20 protein-coding genes are annotated in these 22,462 nt (G+C 61.2%); 5 read left to right on the top strand and 15 right to left on the bottom strand.

Going from position 1 to position 22,462, the window contains the following annotated elements; translation table 11 throughout:
• Positions 1–5: 5 nt before the first annotated feature.
• The 5 genes from GPS82_RS01920 to GPS82_RS01940 form a co-directional block, all read right to left on the bottom strand.
• The gene (locus GPS82_RS01920) at positions 6–3,062 is read right to left on the bottom strand and encodes an EAL domain-containing protein (protein ID WP_296490485.1); all 3,057 of its coding nucleotides are present in this window, start codon (positions 3,060–3,062) and stop codon (positions 6–8) included.
• A gap of 103 nt (positions 3,063–3,165) precedes the next feature.
• Positions 3,166–3,711, bottom strand: coding sequence for a TIGR01841 family phasin (phaP, locus tag GPS82_RS01925; protein ID WP_296490488.1), 546 nt, complete (start codon positions 3,709–3,711; stop codon positions 3,166–3,168).
• 173 nt (positions 3,712–3,884) lie between these two features.
• Positions 3,885–4,778 (bottom strand): DMT family transporter, encoded by an 894-nt coding sequence (locus GPS82_RS01930; RefSeq protein ID WP_296490489.1) that lies wholly within the window; start codon positions 4,776–4,778, stop codon positions 3,885–3,887.
• On the bottom strand, positions 4,778–5,623 hold the full coding sequence (locus GPS82_RS01935) for a creatininase family protein (RefSeq protein ID WP_296490490.1): 846 nt from the start codon (positions 5,621–5,623) through the stop codon (positions 4,778–4,780). Before GPS82_RS01935 ends, GPS82_RS01930 begins: the two co-directional genes overlap by 1 nt.
• A gap of 7 nt (positions 5,624–5,630) precedes the next feature.
• Positions 5,631–5,978, bottom strand: a complete 348-nt coding sequence (locus tag GPS82_RS01940) for a zinc ribbon domain-containing protein YjdM (protein WP_296490492.1) — start codon at positions 5,976–5,978, stop codon at positions 5,631–5,633.
• Between the two features lie 50 nt (positions 5,979–6,028).
• Between GPS82_RS01940 and GPS82_RS01945 the strand changes: the two genes are divergently transcribed.
• The 4 genes from GPS82_RS01945 to priA all read left to right on the top strand — a co-directional run bounded on the left by GPS82_RS01945 (position 6,029) and on the right by priA (position 12,274).
• The gene (locus tag GPS82_RS01945) at positions 6,029–6,388 is read left to right on the top strand and encodes a DUF167 family protein (protein WP_296490493.1); all 360 of its coding nucleotides are present in this window, start codon (positions 6,029–6,031) and stop codon (positions 6,386–6,388) included.
• 77 nt (positions 6,389–6,465) lie between these two features.
• A complete protein-coding gene (locus tag GPS82_RS01950; RefSeq protein ID WP_296490494.1) occupies positions 6,466–8,595 on the top strand; it encodes a thioredoxin family protein in 2,130 nt (709 codons plus the stop codon).
• A 57-nt stretch (positions 8,596–8,652) separates the two neighbouring features.
• Positions 8,653–9,768 (top strand): uroporphyrinogen decarboxylase, encoded by a 1,116-nt coding sequence (hemE, locus tag GPS82_RS01955; RefSeq protein ID WP_296490496.1) that lies wholly within the window; start codon positions 8,653–8,655, stop codon positions 9,766–9,768.
• A 355-nt stretch (positions 9,769–10,123) separates the two neighbouring features.
• On the top strand, positions 10,124–12,274 hold the full coding sequence (gene priA, locus GPS82_RS01960; protein WP_296490497.1) for a primosomal protein N': 2,151 nt from the start codon (positions 10,124–10,126) through the stop codon (positions 12,272–12,274).
• Between the two features lie 24 nt (positions 12,275–12,298).
• Here the strand turns inward: priA and GPS82_RS01965 are convergent, their stop codons facing one another.
• From GPS82_RS01965 to GPS82_RS01975, 3 genes are all read right to left on the bottom strand, one after another.
• Positions 12,299–13,096 carry a class I SAM-dependent methyltransferase gene (locus GPS82_RS01965; protein ID WP_296490499.1) on the bottom strand — a complete coding sequence of 266 codons (798 nt, stop codon included), beginning with the start codon at positions 13,094–13,096 and terminating at the stop codon, positions 12,299–12,301.
• 140 nt (positions 13,097–13,236) lie between these two features.
• Positions 13,237–14,202 (bottom strand): AEC family transporter, encoded by a 966-nt coding sequence (locus GPS82_RS01970; protein WP_296490502.1) that lies wholly within the window; start codon positions 14,200–14,202, stop codon positions 13,237–13,239.
• 66 nt (positions 14,203–14,268) lie between these two features.
• A complete protein-coding gene (locus GPS82_RS01975) occupies positions 14,269–15,081 on the bottom strand; it encodes a class II glutamine amidotransferase (protein ID WP_296490504.1) in 813 nt (270 codons plus the stop codon).
• Between the two features lie 286 nt (positions 15,082–15,367).
• On the opposite strand from GPS82_RS01975, the gene rpoH reads away from it, so the two are divergent.
• Positions 15,368–16,300, top strand: a complete 933-nt coding sequence (gene rpoH, locus GPS82_RS01980) for an RNA polymerase sigma factor RpoH (protein ID WP_296490506.1) — start codon at positions 15,368–15,370, stop codon at positions 16,298–16,300.
• 53 nt (positions 16,301–16,353) lie between these two features.
• On the opposite strand, the gene GPS82_RS01985 is transcribed toward rpoH, so the two are convergent.
• The 7 genes from GPS82_RS01985 to GPS82_RS02015 form a co-directional block, all read right to left on the bottom strand.
• Entirely contained in the window at positions 16,354–16,704 is a 351-nt protein-coding gene (locus GPS82_RS01985) for an HPF/RaiA family ribosome-associated protein (protein ID WP_296490507.1), read from the bottom strand.
• A 143-nt stretch (positions 16,705–16,847) separates the two neighbouring features.
• Positions 16,848–18,308: a phospholipase D-like domain-containing protein gene (locus GPS82_RS01990; RefSeq protein ID WP_296490509.1), complete on the bottom strand. Its 1,461-nt coding sequence runs from the start codon at positions 18,306–18,308 to the stop codon at positions 16,848–16,850.
• 32 nt (positions 18,309–18,340) lie between these two features.
• Positions 18,341–18,952, bottom strand: a complete 612-nt coding sequence (locus GPS82_RS01995) for an SCO family protein (protein ID WP_296490511.1) — start codon at positions 18,950–18,952, stop codon at positions 18,341–18,343.
• Positions 18,953–18,992: 40 nt separating this feature from the next.
• Positions 18,993–19,886, bottom strand: coding sequence for a heme o synthase (gene cyoE, locus GPS82_RS02000; RefSeq protein WP_296490514.1), 894 nt, complete (start codon positions 19,884–19,886; stop codon positions 18,993–18,995).
• The gene (locus GPS82_RS02005; RefSeq protein WP_296490531.1) at positions 19,883–21,004 is read right to left on the bottom strand and encodes a COX15/CtaA family protein; all 1,122 of its coding nucleotides are present in this window, start codon (positions 21,002–21,004) and stop codon (positions 19,883–19,885) included. Before GPS82_RS02005 ends, cyoE begins: the two co-directional genes overlap by 4 nt.
• Before the next feature lie 43 nt (positions 21,005–21,047).
• On the bottom strand, positions 21,048–21,764 hold the full coding sequence (locus GPS82_RS02010; RefSeq protein ID WP_296490517.1) for a hypothetical protein: 717 nt from the start codon (positions 21,762–21,764) through the stop codon (positions 21,048–21,050).
• The gene (locus GPS82_RS02015; protein WP_296490519.1) at positions 21,733–22,452 is read right to left on the bottom strand and encodes an SURF1 family protein; all 720 of its coding nucleotides are present in this window, start codon (positions 22,450–22,452) and stop codon (positions 21,733–21,735) included. Before GPS82_RS02015 ends, GPS82_RS02010 begins: the two co-directional genes overlap by 32 nt.
• Positions 22,453–22,462: the final 10 nt, after the last annotated feature.

The raw sequence follows: 22,462 nt of genomic DNA on the forward strand, positions 1-22,462 counted from the left end.
CCGCATCAGGCTTCGGCTCTGGCCTGCGCCGGGCCCCATACCGGGTTCAGCTGCCAGTGCTGCATCCAGTTTTGCAGATCCTGCGCCGGCATGGGCCGGGCAATGGCATAACCCTGACCCAGATCACAGCCCATTTGCAGCAGCAAGTTGCCGTGCGCCACGGTCTCAACCCCTTCGGCGATGACCTTGCGCTTGAACGCTGCAGCCAGACCGATCACCCCCTGCAAAATGGCCAGGTCGTCCGGGTCATCGAGCATGTCGCGCACAAAGCTTTGGTCCATCTTGAGCAGACCCACGCGCAAATGCTTGAGGTAGCTCAGCGATGAGTAGCCCGTGCCAAAGTCGTCCAGCGCAAACTGAACACCGATCTGGTGACAGTCTTCAATCAATTGCGAAACACCCGCCATGTCATTGAGGGCGCTGGTTTCGAGGATCTCAACCTCCAGTTGCGCCGGACGCACCCGCGGGTGTGCCGCCAGCAGTTCCCGCAGACACGCGACAAAATTACCGTGCTGGAGTTGCCGGGCACCCACGTTGACGCTGACATTGAAGCCTTCCGGCAGGGCCAGGCCGTCGTTCTGCCAGTGCTCGAGCTGGCCCAGGGCCGTGTCGATGACCCACTCGCCCACCGTCACAGCCAGCGCATCCTCTTCAATGACCGGCAAAAACAAGGCGGGTGACAGCAAGCCGCGGTCGGGGTGCTGCCAGCGAATCAAGGCCTCAACCCCAATCACGGCTCCGGTGCGCATATTGACTTTTGGCTGGTAATAAAGCACCAACTCCCGGGCGACCAGGGCTTTGCGGATGCGCTCCACGCTCTCAAAATGGCCCCGCGTGTTGCGGTCCTGCTCGGCATCGAAGAAATGAAAACGATTTTTTCCGGAAAGTTTGGCCTGGTACATGGCCTGGTCGGCCTGGCGTAGCAATTGGTCGGCTTCCAGCGAGTCGGTTTGCGGGTAAAAGGTAACGCCCAGACTGGCCGATGTCTGCAGCATCACGTCGCCCAATTTAACCGGCTCGGCAGCAGCAGACAGCAAACGGTTGAGCATCGGCAACGACGCCTGGCTATCGATGAGGTCGATCAGCACCGCCACAAATTCGTCACCACCGATGCGCGCCAGGGTGTCCCCTTCGCGCAACGCGTGCTTCATGCGGCTGGCGACGTGGGTGATCAGGCGGTCGCCGAGCTCGTGTCCATGGCCGTCGTTGACGCTCTTGAAACCATCCAGATCAAGGTAAACCACCGCCAGTTGCTGGCTGCGCCGGATGCTTTGGGTCATCGCCTGGTTCAACCGATCTGCCAACAACACCCGATTTGGCAACCCGGTCAGCACGTCGTAGTGGGCCATATGCTGCAGCGCTTTTTCATGCTCTTTGATGGCGGTGATGTCAGAAAACAGCGCCACATAGTTTTGCACCTGCCCCTGCGCATCGGTAACCGCCGAAATATTGAGCATTTCGGCATACACCTCGCCGTTTCGGCGCCGGTTCCAGATTTCACCGTACCACTGACCGTCACGGTCCAAGTCAGACCACATGGTTTGGTAAAACTCCGGCGTCTGGTGACCTGAACTCAGAACTTGGGGTGTTTGCCCAAGCGCCTGCTCGCGCGAATAACCGGTGATACGGCTGAATGATGCATTGACGTCCACGATGATTCCGGCAGCGTCGGTGATCATGATGCCTTCGCGCGCGTGGGTAAAGACATTGGCCGTCAGTTGCAGCCTTTCCTGGGCCTTTCTGCTCTCGGTAATATCCTCCGAGATGCCCAGCAGGTATTTCATCCGGCCGTCACCACCGCGGATGCCCACCTTGCGTGTGTGCAGAAAGCGCAACCCTTTGTGGGCGGTCTGGACCGGTTCCAGCGGCGTGTCTTGCGCACCCATTTGGCCATCCAGAACCTCCCGGTCTCTGCGTATGAAGCCTTCGGCCTGCCCCGGTGGAAAAAAGTCGAGATCGCTCTTGCCAATCAACGCGTTGCGGTCATACCCCAACAACTCTTCGCCGGCACGGTTCAGCACCGCAAAACGCAAGCTGCTGGCATCTTTGAGGAAAATCATCAGCGGCGCGTTTTCCACGATGGCCTCGTTCAGCGTCTTGGCCTCCATGAGGGCTTGCTCAGCCCGCTTGCGCTCGCTGATGTCATCCAAAAAGGCAACCATGCGCCCACCGTCGGCTTCCAGGTAGCTGACATTGACTTCAACGTCAAACACCTTGCCGTCCTTGGTGCGGTGCCGGGTTTCAAAACGGTCCGAGCCAACGGCCGCAACCTTCTGGAGGTGCGCAAGACTCTGCCCAGCAGACTCCTCAGCCTCAAGCTGGCTGATGCGCATGTTCAATAACTCGGCAACGGTGTAACCACTCATGCGCGCATAGGCTTGGTTGACCTCAAGTAGCCGCCCCTGCAAGTCAGTCAGCCAAAAGCCGTTGATCGCCGTATGCAGAATGGCGCGATGCTGCTCCTCGCTTTTGCGCAGTGCTGTCACCGACTGGACTTCGGCATCCTGACTGGCCAACATCTTGCCCAGCAGCAAGGTCAACAGCGGAAAAGCCAGCATGATCGGCAAACCCAGGCTTTGAAAGGTCTGCCACCCCAGCGGGGCCGGCAAGGTCACCATCAGCGACAGCTCGGTCACATGCACCAGCCCGCCCATCAGAAGCAACTGCGGCAAGCGGATGCTTTGCCCGGTTTGGCTCCAGCGCCGGTAAAAATACCATCCCCATGCCGAAGCAGAAATGATGACCAAAACACCCATGGTGAGGCCGACACCGCCCAAAGCCACGCGATAGACCAGCGCCAGACCGGCGGCCACACCCGCCGCCAATGGGCCAAAAAACAAGCCGCACAGGCTAAGCGTGACGGTGCGCGGGTCAAAAATCAGCCCGGGCCCCAAATGCATCGGAACCGCCATATTGATCATGGTGGCTGTGCCAAACAACAGGCCCTGCAAAATTGCTTGCCGCGAGACGGATTCCTGGCTGCGCCGGATCAAACCCGAGGTCAGCACCATGGCCACCAGAATGGCCATGCTGTAGGTGAGCTCAAGGGCGGCAGACAGCAAAGTTTGGTCTTCTCAAATTTTAGAATCGAGTCGCATTCTATGACGCAGAAGCAAAAAAAGGCACCCTAAGGTGCCTTTCAGAACGCCCGCAGGCAGTGGCTGATCAAGCCTTTTTGGACACAGCGGCGGCTGCGCTCAACGCCTGTTCGGTCACGGCAGCAACGTTGCTTTCGGTCACAGCCAAGGCCTTTTTGGCCGAGCTTTGAGCCGAGTCAATGACGTTTTGGCTGGAAGCCAGAGCGCTCTTGAAAGCAGCCACTGCCGACTCGGTACCGGCCGGTGCGTTTTTGACCACGTTTTCAACCGCCTGGTTGAACGCTTTTTGAGCTTCGGCAGCCTTGCCTTCAAGCGCCTTGGTGAATTCAGCGCCAGTTTCAACAGCGATGCCATACACGTGGCGGCTGTAGGCCACCGACTTTTCGGCCATGGGGGCTACCGACTCGGTTTGCAGGGCCAGGGCTTGCTGCAGGTCTTTGGCAGCCAGTGCGGCTTGGGCGTGGCTGAAAGACTCATTCATCAAAGCCTTGGCAGCAGCCATGTTCAGCTCAACCAGCTTTTCAAAGCCAGCGAAAGATTTGGTGGCGAGCGCTTTGGCGGTGGCGAAATTGGCTTGGTTGTTGGCAGTGATTTGGTCAGCGGTAATAAACATGATGGTCCTTTGAGGTGGGTTAATTGCGGTGAAACGTCCGGATAAGCGGTTTATGTTGCAGTGCAGCATGGATTGAATTATAGGGAAAACCCGCGCCCACGCAAGTCTTTTTTGTTGCAGTGCAACAAAAAAGTTAGAGGCTCACCTCTAACGGTGTCCACCCAGCCCGGCGCCTAACGCCACAAAATCAGCGCCGTTCCAATCACTGTCAGCACCGCGCCCAGCCACGCCCCGGGAGCAGGCGCACGCTTGAGCTGCAACCACAACAGCGGCAACACCAGAATGGGCGACACCGACGACAAAATGGCGACCATGCCGACATCGCCTTTTTCAAGCGCCAGCAGCACCAGCGTCATGCCGATCCCCATGGCAATAAAGCCGTTGAGGCCGGTTTGCGCCAGCACCCGCAAGGTGGGGGCCCGGCTGGCGCGCGCCGCCCGAAACCCGGCCAGCAACAACACCGCATGCGCGGCTGTGGCCACCGTCACCCGCACCGCCGAGGCCATGATCGGGTCCACCTGTTGTGCCATCACCGGCTTGGCAATCAGGGAGCCCACGGCCTGGCACAGCGCTGCCAGCAAGGCCAGCGCCACACCCAAACCCACATGCCCGCGGTCAGCCTCCCATTCATGGGTTTCGCCTTTGTGCCGACCCAGCAAAATAGCCAGCATCACACCCGCCAGCGTCAACATTCCGCCCAACAGGGCCTGCAAACTCATGCGCTCGTCCAGCAGCGCGAAGCCCAGCGCCGCGCTGAAGGCGGCGTGGGTGGCGAAAAGCACACCCGCACGGCGCGGACCGAGCCGGTTCATGGCCGCGAACAAGGCGGTGTCACCGATAAAGACGCCGATCAGCCCGCTGATTGCCATGATGCCCCAGGCGTGACCATCAAAACTGTGCCAACTGCCCTGCACCGCCACCACCGCCCACAACATCACGGCCACCATGGCCATGCGCCAGCGCGTGAAGGCAAAGGCGCCCAGATGGCGCGCGGGCGTCACCGACATCACACTGCCCACCGCCCAGCAGGCCGCGGCACCCAGTGCCATCAGGTCGTAGGGCGCCATCACCCCGGCGCGGGTCGCTGCATCAGGGTGTCGGCCGGCAAGCGGTCAATCTCGGTCAGTAGCCTGGCCAGCGCCAGCCCGGCGGCGTCGACCATGGCCCGACCTTTTTCCGCCGTGGCGTTGGCCGCGTCACCCACGGCTCCGGCCAGGTTGTAGTCTTGCGTTTGCCAACCCAGTTTGGCGATTTTTCCGTTGCCCAGGATGTCAAACTGGCCGGCACGCGCCTGCGCCTTTGACTCAAAGTTGCGCGCCTGCGCCCAGTCCACATGGGCCGGATCCAGCGCCAGCATCATCGAGGTCTCGATGTCACCGCCATGGATGCCAAAACGGTGCTCTTCCGGGCCAAACAGCGCATTGACGTCCTGTCCCAGCGCGTCGATCAAGGGCAAATTGAACCAGCTCACGCTGTACACCAGCATGTCCAGGCGCGCGCGCAGGTCGCGCGCCAACAGGTCCATCACACTGATATTGCCGCCATGGCTGTTGAACAGCACCAGTTTGGTGATGCCGGTTGCCGCCACCGACTCGGCAATGTCGGTCCAGAGCCTCAGGATGGTCTCGTTTTTCAGGGTCAGCGTGCCCGCAAAGCGCGCGTGCTCCGGGCTCAGGCCGACACTTTGCGTCGGCAAAAAAAGAACGGGCAATTCAGCCGGCAGATGGCCCAGCGCAGCGTCCACAATGCCATCGACCAGCACGGTGTCCACGCTCAGCGGCAGGTGCGGGCCATGCTGCTCGGTTGCCGCCACCGGTAATACCGCAATGCTGCGCGCCGCCACGCCAGCGCTGCGCAGGCGTTCAAAGTCAAGCGTGGTCCAGTCGGCCCAAAAGCGTGAAGAAGTGGTCATGGTGCGATCAGGCCTTTTTCATGAACTCGGCCTTGAGCATGAACGCGCCCTGGTCAGTCTTGCAGTCGACCTCGTGGTCGCCCGCGCCCTCGGGTAGGCGGATGCCCTTGATCTTGGTGCCCTTTTTCAACACGATGGACGAGCTCCTGACCTTCAGGTCCTTGATCAGAATCACCGTGTCGCCATCGGCCAGCGCGTTGCCGTTGGCATCTTTCACGGGGCCACCGGTCTCTTCACCGGCTTCTGAAACCGCTGTCTGGTGCCACTCGAAACCGCAATCCGGGCAAACATAGTTGTCACCGTCCGGGTAAGTATTCTCTAGGGCGCATTGTGGGCAGGCGGGCAAGTTGGACATGGTGGAACCACGTAAAAAGGACAGATTGTAGAGCCCGCTATCATTGCCCCATGCCTCCAAAACGCGCGCGCAACCTTACTGGTGACTCCTTCTTTGCCTGGGATGGCGATGTGCTGGTGGTCAATATCCTGGGCAAACCCAGCGCCAGCAAGGACGCGATTGGCAAGCCTTTTGGCAAGCAGCTCAAGGTCAGCGTCACGGCCAAGCCCCTGAACGGCAAGGCCACCGACCACATGGTGCGCTTTCTGGCGCCGCTGTTTGGCGTCAGTGTGTCGGCCATTCAGGTGGTGTTTGGCCAGGAAAATGTCAACAAGCAGCTGCGCATCAAGGCCCCCGCCAAACTGCCACCGGTATTCACCCCTCAGGCAGATCAGGCGCCGCTGTTCCCGCCTGACGCGCCGAGTCCATGAGCGCGTCCACCCTCAGCCTGCGGAACTTCCCGACCTGCCCAGCCTCCTAAAACCCTATGACCTTCCTGAAACCCCTGATGCAGCCTCTCGCCGCCTTGTTTTTAATCGCTTTTTGCACACTGTCGACGGGCGCCAGAGGGCAGGATGCCGTAAAGAACACGGTCACCACCGAGCAGGTGCGTGCCGAACTGATGGCGCACGCGCCCGATGGTGTGGACCCTGGCAAAACGGTTTGGGTCGGCCTGCAACTGGTGCACCAGCCTCTGTGGCACACCTACTGGAAAAATTCCGGCGACTCCGGTCTGGCCACCAGCCTCACTTGGACGCTGCCCGCTGGGGTGCTGGCCGGCGACATCGCCTGGCCGCTCCCGGTCAAAATCCCGATCGGCAACTTGGCCAACTACGGCTATGAGGGAAGCGTGCTGTTGCCGGTGCCGCTCACGATCACCCCGGACTTCAAACCCTCGCTGCTGAACCCGGAACTTGAAGTCAAACTGCAAGCCAGTTGGCTGGTATGCAAGCTCGAATGCGTGCCGCAAGACGGCGAGTTTGTGCTGCGCCTGCCGGTCAAGGGCTCCACCGCGATCAACGGTGCCATTTTCGATGCCGCCTTCAAGGCCCAGCCGCAGGCGCTCAACGAACCCGCCAGCATGACGGTCGAGAACAATGTGCTTAAGGTTTCCGTATCCGGCCTGCCTGCCAGCCTGCGCGGCAAAACCCTCGACTTCTTTCCGGAAACCCCGGAAATCATCGAAACCGCTGCCCAATGGCAGCAAAGCTGGCAAGGCGCTTTATGGACGGCTGCGGTACCGCTCTCGTCCCACCGCAGCGCCAGCCCCGAGGTGATGCCGCTGGTGCTGACCGGGCAAGTGGGCAGCGCGCGCCTGGGCTTTGTCAGCCAGGCCAGGATCAGCGGCAGCTGGCCTGCCCCCATTGCCTTGGCGCCACTGGGTGAAGCCGCAGCAGCGCAGTACCCGCCCGGCAGCAGCGCGCCGGCGAACCTGCCCTCCTCGCTCTGGCTGGCCCTGCTCGGCGCCCTGCTGGGCGGCATGATCCTGAACCTGATGCCCTGCGTGTTCCCGGTGCTGGCCATCAAGGTGGTCGGTTTTGCCCGCCACGGCAGCAACCAGCACCGCCAGCGTGTGGGCGGCCTGGCCTACAGCGCCGGTGTGGTGCTGTCTTTTGTCGCGCTGGGCGCCTTGATGCTGCTGCTCCGGAGTGCCGGCGAACAACTGGGCTGGGGCTTTCAATTGCAGTCACCGGCGGTGGTGGCCGCGCTGGCCGCGCTGTTCACCGTGATCGGTCTCAATTTGGCTGGCTTGTTTGAATTTGGCCAGTTTGTGCCCAGCCGGGTGGCCCTGCTGGAAGCCAAGAATCCGTCTGTGGATGCCTTTTTGTCTGGCATTCTGGCGGCGGTGATCGCCTCGCCCTGCACCGCGCCATTCATGGGAGCTTCGCTGGGCCTGGCGCTGGCCTTGCCTGCCTGGCAGGCGCTGGCCATCTTTGCAAGCTTGGGGCTGGGCATGGCCCTGCCGTATCTGGCGGCCAGCTGGTCGCCGGCGCTGGCCCGCAAATTGCCACGACCCGGGGCCTGGATGGCCACTTTCCGCCACGCCATGGCATTCCCCATGTTTGCCACCGTGGTCTGGTTGCTTTGGGTGCTGGGCCAGCAAAGCGGCATTGATGGTGCCGCTGCCCTGCTGGCGTTGTTATTGAGCCTGGCGCTGGTGATCTGGGCCCTGGGTTTGCAGGGTCGCAGCCGCTTGGTGATGACCACGCTGTCCGTCGCGACCTTGGCTTTCTTAATGGCTTCAATTGGCCAGAACATCATCAAACCCCTGGAAAACGCCAACCCAGCGGCCAACTCAGCGCTGTGGCAGCCCTGGGCCCCGGGCAAAGTGGATCAGGCGCTGGCTGCGGGCGCCCCGGTGTTTGTGGATTTCACGGCGGCCTGGTGCGTGACTTGCCAATACAACAAGAAAACCACACTGGCCAATGCCGACCTGCTGGCCGACTTTGCGGCCCGAAAGGTCACCTTGTTGCGCGCCGACTGGACGCGTCGTGACCCTGCCATCACTGCGGCTCTGGCGCAGTTGGGGCGCAACGGTGTGCCGGTCTACGTGCTGTACCAAGCCGGCCGCGCACCTGTTGTGCTGTCAGAAATCTTGTCAGTCAATGAGGTGCGCAGCGCGCTGGCAGAGCTCTAGCGGCTGGATTTGCCACTCTGGCGCCGCTGGGCTGCGGCGCAATGCGACAATCAGGCCATGAATTCCATGACCACCACCGCCTCCTTTGCCCCCCTGAAGAACGACACTTTCCTGCGCGCCTGCCTGCGCCAGGCCACCGACTACACACCGGTCTGGATGATGCGCCAGGCCGGGCGTTTTTTGCCGGAGTACCGCGCCACCCGCGCCAAGGCCGGCAGCTTCATGGGGCTGGCCACCAACACCGCCTTTGCCACCGAAGTCACGTTGCAGCCGCTGGAACGCTTCCCGATTGATGCCGCGATTTTGTTCAGCGACATCCTGACCGTGCCTGATGCCATGGGCCTGGGGCTGTCGTTTGCGCTGGGCGAGGGCCCCAAGTTTGCCTCGCCGGTGCGCGACGAGGCGGCTGTGGCCAAGCTGGAAGTGCCTGACATGGCCAAGCTGCGCTATGTGTTCGACGCCGTCACCTCGATCCGCAAGGCGCTCAACGGCAAAGTGCCACTGATCGGCTTCAGCGGCAGCCCCTGGACGCTGGCCTGCTACATGGTCGAGGGTGCTGGCTCGGACGACTACCGGCTGGTCAAAACCATGATGTACAGCCGCCCTGACCTGATGCACAAAATGCTGCAAATCAATGCCGAGGCGGTGGCGCTTTACCTCAACACCCAGATTGAAGCCGGTGCCCAGGCCGTGATGATTTTTGACAGTTGGGGCGGCGTGCTGGCTGATGGCGCGTTCCAGGAATTCAGCCTGGCCTACACCCGCCAGGTGCTGTCGCGGTTGCACAAGGAATACAACGGCGCCCGCATTCCCAGCATTGTGTTCACCAAGGGCGGCGGGCTGTGGCTGGAGGAGATGGAACAGCTCGATTGCAACGTGCTGGGCCTGGACTGGACCGTGAACCTGGCCAAAGCCCGGGTCATCGCCGGCGGCAGCAAGGCCTTGCAAGGCAACCTGGACCCCAACGTGCTGTTCGCCTCACCGACGCAAATTGAGGCCGAAGTGGTCAAGGTGCTAAATGCCTTTGGCACCCCGCACAGCGGCTCGGGCAGCGGCCCCACACACATCTTCAATTTAGGCCATGGCATCAGCCAGCACACACCGCCTGAGCATGTGGCAGCCCTGGTTCAGGCCGTGCACAACCATTCGCGCCAGATGCGTGGCGCTTGCTGACTGCAAACGCATGACTAGCATTTTTTTAGCCTCTTTGCCAGTGTCCGGCGCAAAATATTTTGCTACTTATGCACAAAATTGATGTCGCACCGCAGCAAATTATGGCGCCGGCAATCCACTCGCTACAAAAGCCATAGCGAGTGCAAGTATCTGATAAATAACAGTTTTTTAAATTGCCATTTTTCTGTGCAGGCTAAGCGAGGCCTTGATTTTCAAGGCCTCGCAGGCTTTACCGACCCGTTATCAACAAAGTTATCCACAGATAACTTGGATGACCTGTAAAAGCTCTCAAAATCAAACACTTAACGTGATTTCCGCAAGTTCACTTGAACAAAAGACTGCAAACCCGGTTCCCATGAGCCACTTGGTCCAGGTGCTGCTGCACACACCGGTTTACAGCCAGATAGCCGGCGCATTCACCTATTTGAGCGATAACGTGCTGCCGCCCGGGACCCTGGTCCGCGTGCCGCTGGGTCAACGCGAACTGCTGGGCGTAACATGGGATCAGGCGCCGGATCAACCGCCCGACCGTGCGCTGGACCCGGCCAGACTGCGCCCCGTGACAGCCGTGCTCGATACCTTGCCAGCCCTGAATGCCAACTGGCGCGCCCTGATCAGCTTTGCCGCCGGCTACTACCAGCGAGCGGCCGGTGAGGTGGCGCTGGCCGCCCTGCCGCCACAGCTGCGCGACATGAGCAGCTTGCAGCTGGCCCGCAAACTGAAGAAACTGGCAAAAACCGCTGCGGCAGACACATCGGCCGTTTCACAAAACACCTGCCCCGCGCCGCAAGGGAAAGCCGGCAACACAGCCGACCCGGTCGCACTCAGCGCCGAGCAGGCCAGAGTGATCGGCCAGTTTCAGCAAAATCAGGGGCCATTCTTGCTGTTTGGCGCCACCGGCAGCGGCAAAACCGAGGTGTTCATGCAGTGCACTGCGGAACTGCTGGCCAACTCATCCAGGGCACAGGCCCTGGTGATGGTGCCCGAGATCAACCTGACGCCGCAGTTGGAAGACCGCTTCAAGGCCCGCTTTTGCCAGATGTATGGCAACGATGCCGTGGTGTCGATGCACAGCGGCATGACGCCGGCACAGCGCCTGAACAGTTGGCTGGCCGCCCACAGTGGCGCGGCTCGCATTGTGCTGGGCACACGCATGGCGGTCTTTGCCTCGATGCCACAGCTCCGGCTGATCGTGGTTGATGAAGAGCATGACCCGAGCTACAAAAGTGGCGAAGGCGCACGCTACTCGGCGCGCGACCTGGCCATTTACCGCGGCCGCCAGGAAGGCGCCAAAGTGCTGCTGGGGTCAGCCACACCGTCGCTGGAGAGCTGGCACCACAGCCGACCGGCCGCAGAAGGTGGACGGTATCTGCGGCTGGAGATGCCCAGTCGTATTGGCAACGGCCAGTTGCCCCGGGTGCGCCGGGTGGACATGAACCACCAGCCCAAGTCGTGCATCGTCTCGCCGCCGCTGCTGGCCGCCATCGCGCAGCGTGTCGCCAGGGGCGAGCAAAGCATGGTGTTTCTGAACCGGCGTGGCTACGCCCCGGTGCTGCAATGCACCGACTGCGACTGGAAAAGCGAATGCCCGCACTGCAGCGCCTACCGGGTGTTCCACAAAATTGACCGCACCCTGCGCTGTCACCACTGCGGCCTGACCGAGCGCGTGCCACGCACTTGTCCGGCCTGCGGTAACCACGACATCGCGCCGCTGGGGCGCGGCACCGAGCGGCTGGAAGAGCATCTGGCCGAATTGCTGGCAGACATCCGCCGTCCGGATGGCCAACCGGTGCGTATTGTGCGCATTGATGCCGACACCACGCGGCACAAGGGCGCGCTGGAATCACAACTCGCCCAGGTGCATGGCGGTGACGTGGACGTGCTGGTGGGAACCCAGATGATTGCCAAGGGGCACGACTTTCGCCGCATCACGCTGGTGGCGGCGGTGAACCCAGACAACGCCCTGTTTTCCAGCGACTTTCGCGCGCCCGAGCGTTTGTTCAGCCTGCTGATGCAGGCCGCGGGCCGGGCCGGCCGTGACGAGGCCGTGACGCATCAGAGTGAAATGTGGCTGCAGACCTTTCACCCCACACACCCCCTTTACGAGGCGCTGAAAAAACACGACTACCCGGCCTTTGCCGCGTCGCAACTCAAAGAGCGCCAGCAAGCCGCCATGCCGCCGTTCAGCTTTCAGGCGCTGGTGCGCGCTGAAGCCCGCTCCCAGGAGGCTGCTCAGGGGTTTTTGAAATTGGCCAGTGCGGCGGCCGAGCGGCACAGCGACACGGCCGGGCTGCTCGCTCAGCTCACCCTGTACCCCGCCGTGCCCATGGCCATGGCCCGCATCGCCGATGTGGAGCGTGCCCAGATGCTGGTGGAGAGCCCGTCACGCGCCGTGCTGCAGCGCTTCTTGAGTGCCTGGCAGGCCGACCTGCACCACACCCGGACATTGCCAGAATGCAAAGGCGTGCTGCGCTGGGCCATTGATGTGGACCCGCTCAACATTTGAGCGGCAATCCGGGCGCGGCAAGTTTCAGGCAGCCGCTTTGGTTGCCACAATCACCTGAAAATTGTCAAAGAACACGGTGTGACGCTCACAGGTGACGCCGGGCATGGCTTGCAGTTGCAGCACCGGGTCATGGGTGTTCCACAGCGCCAGACCATAGGGCTCAAAGACCTTGAAATAGGTCCAGCTCAAGGCGCGCAGCACCCACGGACGGGGCTTGTGGAATTCCCCCAGGTACAGCTTGCCACCTGGCTCAAGCACCCGCATGGCCTCGTTGAGGGCCTCCACCTTGAGATGGTGCGGCAACTCATGCAACAGGAAGAACATCACATTGGCCCGCACCGAGGCATCAGCCTGCTGCATGGCCACCGCATTGTCCTGCGTGTAAACGGTTTTGCCGGCGTGCACGGCCAGCTTGCGCTCGGCATGGTCCAGTTCGTTTTGAATGATGTCAGCCACCAGCACCTTGCTGGCGCCGGCATCGACTGCAGCCTGCGCCACACGCGGCATCACGTTGCCAAAGGCGCAGGAGGTAATCAACACCTGCTTGCCCTTTAAATTGTCGCGGCTCAGGCCGCGCACGATGATGGACACCAGGTTGCTGTACTGGAACAGCAAAATCGCGGAAATGATGGGCTGCCAGTCGATCAGGCGAATCAGGCGCATGTTGGAATAGATTGGATACACATGCGCCGCGTCGTGCGTGAGCCGCCCGGTGATGCCGCGCACGAGCAAGGCGCCGCGCGTCAAGGTAAAGAAAAACAAGGCGGTGCTGGCAAGCACCACGACCACAGAAAGGAAGGTATACGAAAACCAGGCAGGCATTGTGTGCTTTCTATAACGGCTGTGAATAACCCAGGAAGTCAAAAAAACTTCAAGTGGCGATTACACCCGTCAGGGGAAACCCTGTATTGATGCAGATCAAAATCCGCGCGCCTTCGGCACTGAACCCATGTCCGGCGGGCTCAGACCATCAGTGCCACAACCATTGAGAAGGTCAGAAAGGCCGCTGCGGTGGACACCAGAATGATGCGGGCAATGCGTCCGTTGTCAGCACCAAAGCGCTCCGCCAGCAGCGACACATTGCTGGCGCTCGGCAATGCCGCGGTGAGCACCATCACCGTCAGGGCAAAACGCGACAGTGGCATCCCAAGACCGATCAACCCGGCACCCACCAGCAACACCAGCAGCGGATGCAAAAACAGCTTGAACAGTGCCACCGGCAAATAGTCGCGCAGCAGGGGCGCAGTGGCGTGACCGGTTTTGGAAAGCATTTGGGCACGCGCCAACACCGCGCCAATGGTGAAAAGGGCCACCGGAGAGGCCGCATCGGCGAGCAGACCAATGGTTTGCGCGACCGGCTTGGGTGGCTCCCAGCCCAGCACCGACACCAGCGCTCCCGCCAATATCGCCCATGGCATGGGGTTGGCCAAGACGCCCTTGAGGGCATTTTTGAACGCCTTGCCGGCACCATGTTTATCGGCACCATCCAGCCGGGACAGCGCGATGCACAGCGAGGTGGTGACAATCATGTCAATCACCATGGTCAGGATCACCGGGCCCGCCGCTGACGCCCCCAGCAAAGCCACCAACAGCGGCACACCCATAAAACCGGAATTGGGGAACGCCGCCACCAGCGCGCCAAAAGAGGCATCGTTCCAGCCGATACGCCCATTCAGGCTGACCGCCACCGTGAATCCGACGGTCACCAGTGCACAAAAAAGCCAGGTGACGAAAACACCCACATCCAGCAATTGGCCGATGGGTGTACTGGCGCCGAATCGGTACAACATACACGGCAGGGCAAAAAACAACACGAACCCGTTCAGCCCCGGAATGGCTTCCAGCGGCAACATGCGCCGGCGCGCGGCCAGATAACCGCACAGCACCAGCGCGAAAAAGGGGAAGGTGACAACAAAGATTTTCAGCACAGCGGCATTGTGTCAGAGCCAGTTTCTGCGCTTGGGAATCGGGCTGAAAGGCGCGTTCAAAACCGGTTATGCCGCCTGCGCTTGGGCAGTCGCGCCGTCGTCAGAAAGCCCACCGTCCACAAACACCAGCAGTTCGCCGGGGGCCATGGTCACCCAGTCCTCGTCGGTGGTCAGGGGCTCGGTCACCACAATCACCAGCCGGTCCTCCGGGCCATTGAGATCTGCCAGATTCACGCAGAGGTCCTCGTCCTTGAGGTGGACCAGGCGAAATGGGTGCCCGCGCATGACATAGTGCAGCTTGGTGGTGGCGTGCGCCCACAGGGCCTGGCCGTTGCTGAGCAAGAAATTGAAGGTGCCGTGTCTGGCAATCACCGGAACCAGTTCACGCAGGGTGCGGGTCAACTCGACCACCGAAGGCACGCCGGCGTGCGATTTGGCGAGCTCCTGCATGAGCCAGCAAAAAGCGAGCTCACTGTCGGTGTTGCCGACCGGGTGAAAGCTGCCATGCAACCTGGGGGCGTAATTTTTGAGGTCGCCGTTGTGGGCAAAGACCCAGTTCCGGCCCCACAGTTCACGCACGAACGGATGGCAGTTTTCCAGCGCCACCTGCCCCACTGTGGCCTTGCGCACATGCGCCACCACGTTATGGCTCTTGATGGGGAAACTCTTGAGCATCTGGGCAATGGGCGAGGTGGCAGCACTGGATTTGTCCACAAAATGGCGGATCCCCTTGCCGGGCGTGGCACAGTCGCTCTCAAAAAAAGCAATGCCCCAGCCGTCACTGTGGTGATCGGTACCGCCGCCTCGCCTTGAGAATCCGGTAAAGCTCAGCGTCAGGCTGGCCGGCAAGTGACTGTTCATTCCCAGAAGTTGACACATAAAACCCAGCTTGTTCAAAGTTGAGGCATGCACGGCAATCACGCCCAAAGCGCCATTATTTCAATCGGGAACCGGCATCATGCGCGACCTGGATCACCCTGCCAATCAGGGCCGGTTTGGCTGATGAAAACTGACGCAATCCATTATGACGGACGCAAAATCGATTCTCGGCAATGAAAAGAAATTTTGATCCGCTCCTGACGCCATCCGGGAATTGAACTTTTCAATTGGCACTCACTCATAGGGAGTGCTAATATTACAACCTCAAGCAACAAGGAGAGAAGCCATGACTGTCACTAACGGCAACACCCTGGCGCTGACCAACCCTTGGTCGGTGGTGCCCGCGTTGGGCCATCTGGACGCCTATATCTCGGCGGTCAACCGCATGCCCATGCTGACCCTGGACGAAGAGCAATCCTACGCCCGCAAACTGCGCCAGGACAATGATGTGGAAGCCGCTGGCCGGCTGGTGCTGTCGCACCTGCGCTTGGTGGTGTCGATTGCGCGCCAATACCTGGGCTACGGCTTGCCGCACGGCGACCTGATCCAGGAAGGCAATGTGGGCCTGATGAAAGCGGTCAAGCGCTTTGACCCGGACCAGGGCGTGCGGCTGGTCAGTTATGCCATGCACTGGATCAAGGCCGAGATTCACGAGTACATCCTGAAAAACTGGCGCATGGTCAAAGTGGCCACCACCAAAGCCCAGCGCAAGCTGTTTTTCAACCTGCGTTCCATGAAGCAACGCTACCAGGGCGATGATGCCGCCGCTGATCTGGACACGCATCGCAATTCGCTGAGCCAGAGTCAGATCGATGCCATGGCCGCCGAGTTGCACGTCAAACGCGAAGAAGTGATCGAAATGGAAGCGCGTCTGGCCGGCGGCGACGTGCTGCTGGACCCCAGCCCCTCAGACGACGGCGAGGACGCCTTTGGCCCGATTGCCTATCTGACCGATGTCGCGCACGAACCCACCGCGATGCTGGAAGCGCACCACCGCGACGTGCTGGCCAGCGACGGCATTGCGCTGGCGCTCAACACGCTCGACGAGCGCAGCCGCCACATTGTGGAAGAACGCTGGCTGAAAGTGAACGACGACAACTCGGGTGGCATGACGCTGCACGACTTGGCAGCGGTTTACGGTGTCAGCGCCGAGCGTATTCGCCAGATCGAGGTCGCTGCCATGAAAAAGATGAAAAAGGCGTTGGTTGAATTTGCCTGAAGGGCTGGCCAAGCAGTGGCAACAGCCCCTGGGTAACCCGGGGCGCCCGCTCCCTACTCTTGTGCTGCAGCGCGAATCGTGTCGCGGCCGTTGCGGTCTTTGACACGACCCAGATCGGTGTCCAGAGCGCGGGCCAGTTTTTCAACGGCATCAATCAAAGCAGCTCCCATTTTTTCGGCCTCGGCCGTCACTGTGACCGGCTTGCGGCCGGTTACGCGAGCTTCCAGGCGACAGCGTTTGTCTTTATGGCCCGATTTGGCGCCATCCACATCGGTCAGGAAGACCTCAAGGCGGGTGACGTGTTCCTTCAAACGGTTGAGCCGGCTGCCGGCTTCGTCCTGCACCCACTGGGCAAGGGACTCGCCGCCCTGGATGTGATCGTCGGTGTTGACTTGAATTTGCATGTTTTTCTCCTAAGTTATGTCCAGCGTCCAAGCTGGAACAGGCAATCGAATACCGTCACTTTACATCACCTCAGGCCATGCTGGCTTGACGGACTGGTCTGTTCACCCAAGATGCCCGGGGACTGCGTCCATTTCGCGGGGATTCAGAGGTAAGGCGATAGCAGCCACACCAGGCGGTCGCGCAATCGCCCGGTCATGGACTGACCGGCCAGTTCAGCCCCCGTGAGCCGGTGCGCACGCTGCACGCGCGCATCGACGAGCACGTCGAGTTGCCGCACCAGCAGGGCATCGTGGCACTCAAGGTTGTACTCGAAGTTCAGGCGCAGGCTGCGCGCGTCCCAGTTGGCGGAGCCAATCAGCGACCAAGCGTCATCCACCAGAAAGAGTTTGGTGTGGTCGAACGCGGGGCCGGTCAAGTGCACCCGGCAGCCGCTGGCAACCAGATCGGCAAACTGCGGCCGCATGGCCCAGTCAAACAGCGGCAAGTTGCTGCGCCCGGGCAGCACAATGTCCACCACGACACCGCGCAAAGCCGTCACCTGCAGCGTGGTCAGCAGCACGCTGTCTGGTAAAAAGTACGGCGTGACAATGCGCACGCGCTGGCGCGCCGTGGCAAGCGCCCCCAGAATGACCAGCCGCATGTGGTCGATGTCGGCATCCGGGCCATCCGAGACACCGCGCGCCAGCACCGGTCCGCACGGCGGGTTGTCGGCAAACCACGGACTTCCCTGCAGCGTCTCACCGGTGGTAAAACCCCAGTCGATGGCAAAGGTGCGCTGCAGGTCGGCCACCACCGGGCCGCGCACGGCAAAATGGAGGCACTGAAAGGCCTTTGGCGGCTGCTTGGACAGCCAATGGCTGGCGCTGATGTTCATGCCGCCGGTAAAGCCATGCGCGCCATCGACCACCATGATTTTGCGATGGTTGCGCAAATTGGCCTGGGCCAGCAAGCGGGTCAGGCGCGGCGGCAGAAATGCCGCCACCGGAACACCCGCCTGGCGCAGGCGCCTGACCATGTTGACGCGGCTGTAGCGCGCGCCCACCGCATCGATGAGCACCCGCACCTGCACCCCGCGCCCCATCGCCCGCACCAGCGCGTCCAGAAACGGGCGCCCGGCCGCATCGTCGTTGAAGATGTAACTCAAAAGTGTCACCGATTGGCGCGCGCCGTCGATGGTGGCGAGCATGGCGGGAAAGGCTTCATCGCCATGAACCAGCGGCGTCACCGCGTTGTCGGCCAGCAGGGCGCGCTCCGTGACCTCACGCGAGAGTTGGTTGATACCTGCCAACTCGGGCAGGCAAGGCGCATCAACTTCTCTGGCAGCGTTTGCGCTGCGCCGTTCACCGCGCCAGGTATTACTCAGCCCCAGCGCCACACCGGCGCGTTGGATGCGGTTCACGCCGAGCATCAGGTACAGCAAGGTGCCCAAAAGAGGCGTTAGCCAGGCCAGGGCGATCCAGCCGATGGCCGTGTGCACGTCCCGCTTGTTGAGCAAGGCATGCACCGTGACAGCGCTGGCGCATGTCAGGTGAAACAGTGACACCAGCAGTGGCCAAAGGTGTTGCGCCAGTGACAGCATGAAGTCCGGTGAGATGGAGATCATGTCTGCATGTCGGCCGTGGCAAACCCTGGCTGCTAGGCGGCGGGCAGAAGTAACTGTCTGAGGTCGGCCGCCGTCAACTCGGGCTTGGTGCCATAGCGTGTGAACAGGCGCAAACGGCCGTTGGTGTCATACACATAGCTGCCCGCCGTGTGGTCCATGGTGTAGCTGGTGGGGGTTGGGCCATCCACCTTTTTGTAATACACCTTGAAGTCTTTGGCCAGCACAACCAGTTGCTCTTGCGTGGGCACCAGCGCCAGAAACGTCGGGTCGAACGCAGACATGTATTCCTTGAGCATCTCGGGCGTGTCGCGCTCGGGGTCGATGGTGACAAACAGCCCCTGCAGGCGATCACCATCCTTGCCAAGCAATTGCTTGATCTGGGCCATCTCGACCATGGAGGTCGGGCAGACGTCGGGACACTGGGTGAACCCAAAGAACATCATGACAATCTTGCCGTGGAAGTCTTTGAGCGTTCGGCTCTGTCCGTTGTGGTCGGTCAGGGCAAAGTCTTTGGCGTAATCTGCGCCGGTGATGTCGATGGCCGTGAATTTCGGGGCATTGGGCGAGCAGGCGGTGATGCTGCCGGCGCCCCCCACCAGCAGCACGCAAGCTGCGATTGATTTAAGCGCGTTTCGTTTGTTCATGCCATCGATCATAAACCGGCACCGCCTGCGCCCACGGCAGTCAAATATAGTGATCGACCAGCAGCGCGGCAAACAGCAGGCTCAGGTGGATCAGTGAAAAGCGGAAGGTTTTTCGCGCCAGCAGGTCGGAATAGTCGCGCCACAACCACCAGGCATGCAGTATGAACCCGGCGTTCAGCACCACCGCAACCGCCAGATACAGCCAGGAACTCATGCCGTAAATGAAGGGCAGCAAACACGCCGCCAACAGGATGAAGGTGTAGAGCAACACCATCAACCGGGTGAATTCATGGCCGTGGGTCACAGGCAGCATCGGCAGGCCGGACTTGCGGTAGTCTTCCACGCGGTACAGCGCCAGCGCCCAAAAGTGGGGGGGCGTCCAGAGGAAAATAATCAAAAACAAGATCAGCGCCTCCGGTCCCACGTTGTCCGCCATGGCGGTCCAGCCCAACACCGGCGGCATGGCCCCGGAGGCGCCACCGATCACAATGTTTTGCGGTGTCAGGGGCTTCAGAATCACGGTGTAAATCACGGCGTAGCCGATAAAGGTGGCAAACGTCAGCCACATGGTGAGCGGGTTCACGGCAAAGTACAGCAGCGCAGATCCCGCCGCGCACAAGGTGGCTGAAAACAGCAGCGTTTGCGTGTCACCCAGTTCACCCTTGGCCGTTGGACGCCAGGCCGTGCGCTTCATCTTGGCATCAATGTTTTTTTCGATGATGCAATTGAAGGCGGCCGCAGCACCCGCAACCAGCCATATCCCGACACAGGCTATGGCCGCCACGCCCGCCTCGCGCCAGGATGGCACGCCGGGCACTGCCAGCACCATGCCAATCAGGGCACAAAAAACAATCAGTTGGATCACGCGCGGCTTGGTGAGCGCGTAGTACTGGGCAAAAACCGACCTCGTGGCAGGCTGGGCCATGGCGCTCATGGCAGGCTCCCGGCTTGAGCGAAGGCGCCCTGCCCGACCGGCCTCCTGGTGGACGATTGGGGTGCTGCGCTGGCAGTAATCCAGGTCAGCACCAGCACCAGCGCGGCGGCCCCGCCGGTGTGAAGTAACGCCGACAAGAGCGGCCATTCCATCAGCACATTGCTCAAACCAGTGGCCAGTTGCAACCCGACGAGGGCGGCCAGCGCCCGGCTATGGGGTCGCCACACTGCATGGCGATTGAGTTGCCAGGCCAGCAGCGCCAGCAGGATCAGCACCACATAAGCCATCAGCCGGTGCATGTAGTGGATGGCGGTCAAGGCAGAAAAATCGATGGGTTCACCCGCTCCGGTCACGCCGAGGTGGCGCCACAACTCAAAACCCTGGCTGAAATTCATCTCGGGCCACCAGCGGTTCTGGCACTGGGGAAAGTCGGTACAGGCCAGTACCGCGTAGTTGGTGCTGACCCAGCCACCCAGAAGAATTTGCAACGCCAACAAAGCAAAGCCCAGCGCAACCCAGCGGCGCAGTCCGGCCGGCATGGCCAGCCGCTGCGTTGCCGCGCCGCCGCGCACCACCTGCAGCGCCAGCAGCGCCAACAGCACCAGGCCGCCAGCCAGATGCAGTGTGACAATGGCGGGGAACAGCTTCATGGTGACCGTCAGCGCCCCAAAAGCGCCCTGCAGGCACACCCAGAACAGGGTAAAAGTGGCCCACCAGGGCGATAATTCGGGCACACGCGGCGCCAACCCGGCGCGCCAGCTCAGCCAACTGATGACCGTCATGGCCACAATCAGGGCGCCAACCGCCGTGGCCAGGTAACGGTGCAGCATCTCGATCCAGGCTTTGGCCTGCGTCACCGGCCCGGTGGGCATGGCAGCTTGCTCGGCGGCAATGACGTGTCGCGCCCCCAGCGGCGAACCATGGCCGTAGCAACCTGGCCAATCCGGGCAACCCAGACCCGAGTCGCTCAACCGCGTGAAGGCACCAAAGACCACCAGGTCAAAGGTCAAAAACAAGACCAATATCGCCAAAGCATGGCGTCTTGCCGGCAACGTGGGATGGCGGCGCCAGATCCAGGCAACCGGCAGCACCGCCACGCCGGCCACGATCAGCAGCATCTGCGCCAAAGGTGATAGATCGTACAAGGAGTTCACGGCGAGTTCAGGGCTTGTCGTCTCGCCCGGGCTTGTCCCAGGACACCGAAGCGGTCAGCAAGCGCCTCAGATCGCGTTTGGCCTGGGCCGCGTTCTCGACGTCCAGATCGGCCGGGAAGCGCATCATCCATTTGCCCAAAGGGTCAACCACATAGAGATGATCCGACAGCTTCATGCCCTTGCCAGGCTGCAACCATTGCGCCAGGGCCGCGGCATCCACCCGCAACACCAGCGCGCTGCTCAGGGCCGGCAAAAGAGCTTGCGGCACCTCGGCCTGGTCATCCACCAGCCAGACCCAATCGATCCGGTCTTTGTCGCGGCCCATGGTCTCTCGCAGTTGGCGCTGCAAATACAAGTGCTGTTGACACTGGGTGTTACAGGCGCCGCCCGCAACGCTGATCAGCAGCCATTGGCCCCTGAGCGAGGCAAGCTGGTTTTGCCTGCCATCAAGGCCGCTGGTCAACAAAACCGGCATCTCCTTCTGCGGCTCAATCAGTTCGCCAAAACTCTTGATCCGATCCGGCCTCAAAAAGTAAAACGTCAGGTACGACGCGATAACCGGCGCAGCACACACCAGCCAGATCAGCAGCAGCCAGGTTCGCCCCCGGCGCGTGCGCCCCGGCGGATCGCGCAGAGCCTCCTGCGCACTTGGCACGGTGTTGACCACCATGGTCAACGGCGAGTTCCAGTTATCAGGCTTGGGTGCGTCGGGAACGTTTAACAATTTGAAACCACAAGTAATAGAGAGCGACCAACCCGCTCAGCGTGAACCACTGAAATGCATAACCGTAATGGGTGTCAACACCGGTATTCGGCTGCGGCCAATTTCTGGACAACCCGTCGCGCTCGTTGCCGGTCTCCTGCATGGACACGGGCGCCAGACTCAAACCCAAAGCGTCGCCATAGGTCTTCGGGTCGAGATTTTGCCTGATGCGTGCGTCATCTTTGCCGCCCAAATCAAAATGACGGGACGGTGGTGGGGATACCATTCCCTCAATCTGAACCAGCGTTGACGGGGTTGCAACATTGGGCAACGCCTGGCGATCCACAAAATTGCGTGCCACCCAACCCCTTTGCACCAGAATCACCGGCCCTGCAGGTTCGAGTTTCAAAGGCGTCACCACCACAAGACCCACGCGTCCACTCATGCTCCTGTTGTCCAGAAACACCGTGGCGTCGGGCAACCAGCGGCCAGTCAATCTCACGCGCCGGTAAAGCAGTTCGCCAGCGCTGAGCATGGCCAGAAACTCCTCGTTGCCCAGTTGCGGTTTTACCTGGTTTGCAGCGATCGCGTCACGCAGCGCAAGTTTTTGAGCAGCGCGGCCCAGTTGCCATTGCCCCAGCGCCAGACCCAGCACAAACAACAGCAGCGAGAAACAACTCGCGATCCAGAAACGCCCGCGCGCACTCAAGTGATAATCC

This window comes from Rhodoferax sp. (assembly GCF_011391645.1).
Classification (GTDB): domain Bacteria; phylum Pseudomonadota; class Gammaproteobacteria; order Burkholderiales; family Burkholderiaceae_C; genus Rhodoferax.

Excerpts from the sequence above, each read along its gene's own strand:
- GPS82_RS02005 (WP_296490531.1), bottom strand. The coding sequence starts at position 21,004 with ATGCTGCTGATCGTGGCCGGCGTGGCGGTGCTGCCGGTTGCCTGGATC.
- priA (WP_296490497.1), top strand. The coding sequence starts at position 10,124 with ATGAGCCACTTGGTCCAGGTGCTGCTGCACACACCGGTTTACAGCCAG.
- GPS82_RS01990 (WP_296490509.1), bottom strand. The coding sequence starts at position 18,308 with ATGATCTCCATCTCACCGGACTTCATGCTGTCACTGGCGCAACACCTT.
- GPS82_RS01975 (WP_296490504.1), bottom strand. The coding sequence starts at position 15,081 with ATGTGTCAACTTCTGGGAATGAACAGTCACTTGCCGGCCAGCCTGACG.
- cyoE (WP_296490514.1), bottom strand. The coding sequence starts at position 19,886 with ATGAGCGCCATGGCCCAGCCTGCCACGAGGTCGGTTTTTGCCCAGTAC.
- phaP (WP_296490488.1), bottom strand. The coding sequence starts at position 3,711 with ATGTTTATTACCGCTGACCAAATCACTGCCAACAACCAAGCCAATTTC.
- hemE (WP_296490496.1), top strand. The coding sequence starts at position 8,653 with ATGAATTCCATGACCACCACCGCCTCCTTTGCCCCCCTGAAGAACGAC.
- GPS82_RS01995 (WP_296490511.1), bottom strand. The coding sequence starts at position 18,952 with ATGAACAAACGAAACGCGCTTAAATCAATCGCAGCTTGCGTGCTGCTG.
- rpoH (WP_296490506.1), top strand. The coding sequence starts at position 15,368 with ATGACTGTCACTAACGGCAACACCCTGGCGCTGACCAACCCTTGGTCG.
- GPS82_RS01985 (WP_296490507.1), bottom strand. The coding sequence starts at position 16,704 with ATGCAAATTCAAGTCAACACCGACGATCACATCCAGGGCGGCGAGTCC.
- GPS82_RS01930 (WP_296490489.1), bottom strand. The coding sequence starts at position 4,778 with ATGGCGCCCTACGACCTGATGGCACTGGGTGCCGCGGCCTGCTGGGCG.
- GPS82_RS01935 (WP_296490490.1), bottom strand. The coding sequence starts at position 5,623 with ATGACCACTTCTTCACGCTTTTGGGCCGACTGGACCACGCTTGACTTT.
- GPS82_RS01965 (WP_296490499.1), bottom strand. The coding sequence starts at position 13,096 with ATGCCTGCCTGGTTTTCGTATACCTTCCTTTCTGTGGTCGTGGTGCTT.
- GPS82_RS01945 (WP_296490493.1), top strand. The coding sequence starts at position 6,029 with ATGCCTCCAAAACGCGCGCGCAACCTTACTGGTGACTCCTTCTTTGCC.
- GPS82_RS01950 (WP_296490494.1), top strand. The coding sequence starts at position 6,466 with ATGCAGCCTCTCGCCGCCTTGTTTTTAATCGCTTTTTGCACACTGTCG.
- GPS82_RS01940 (WP_296490492.1), bottom strand. The coding sequence starts at position 5,978 with ATGTCCAACTTGCCCGCCTGCCCACAATGCGCCCTAGAGAATACTTAC.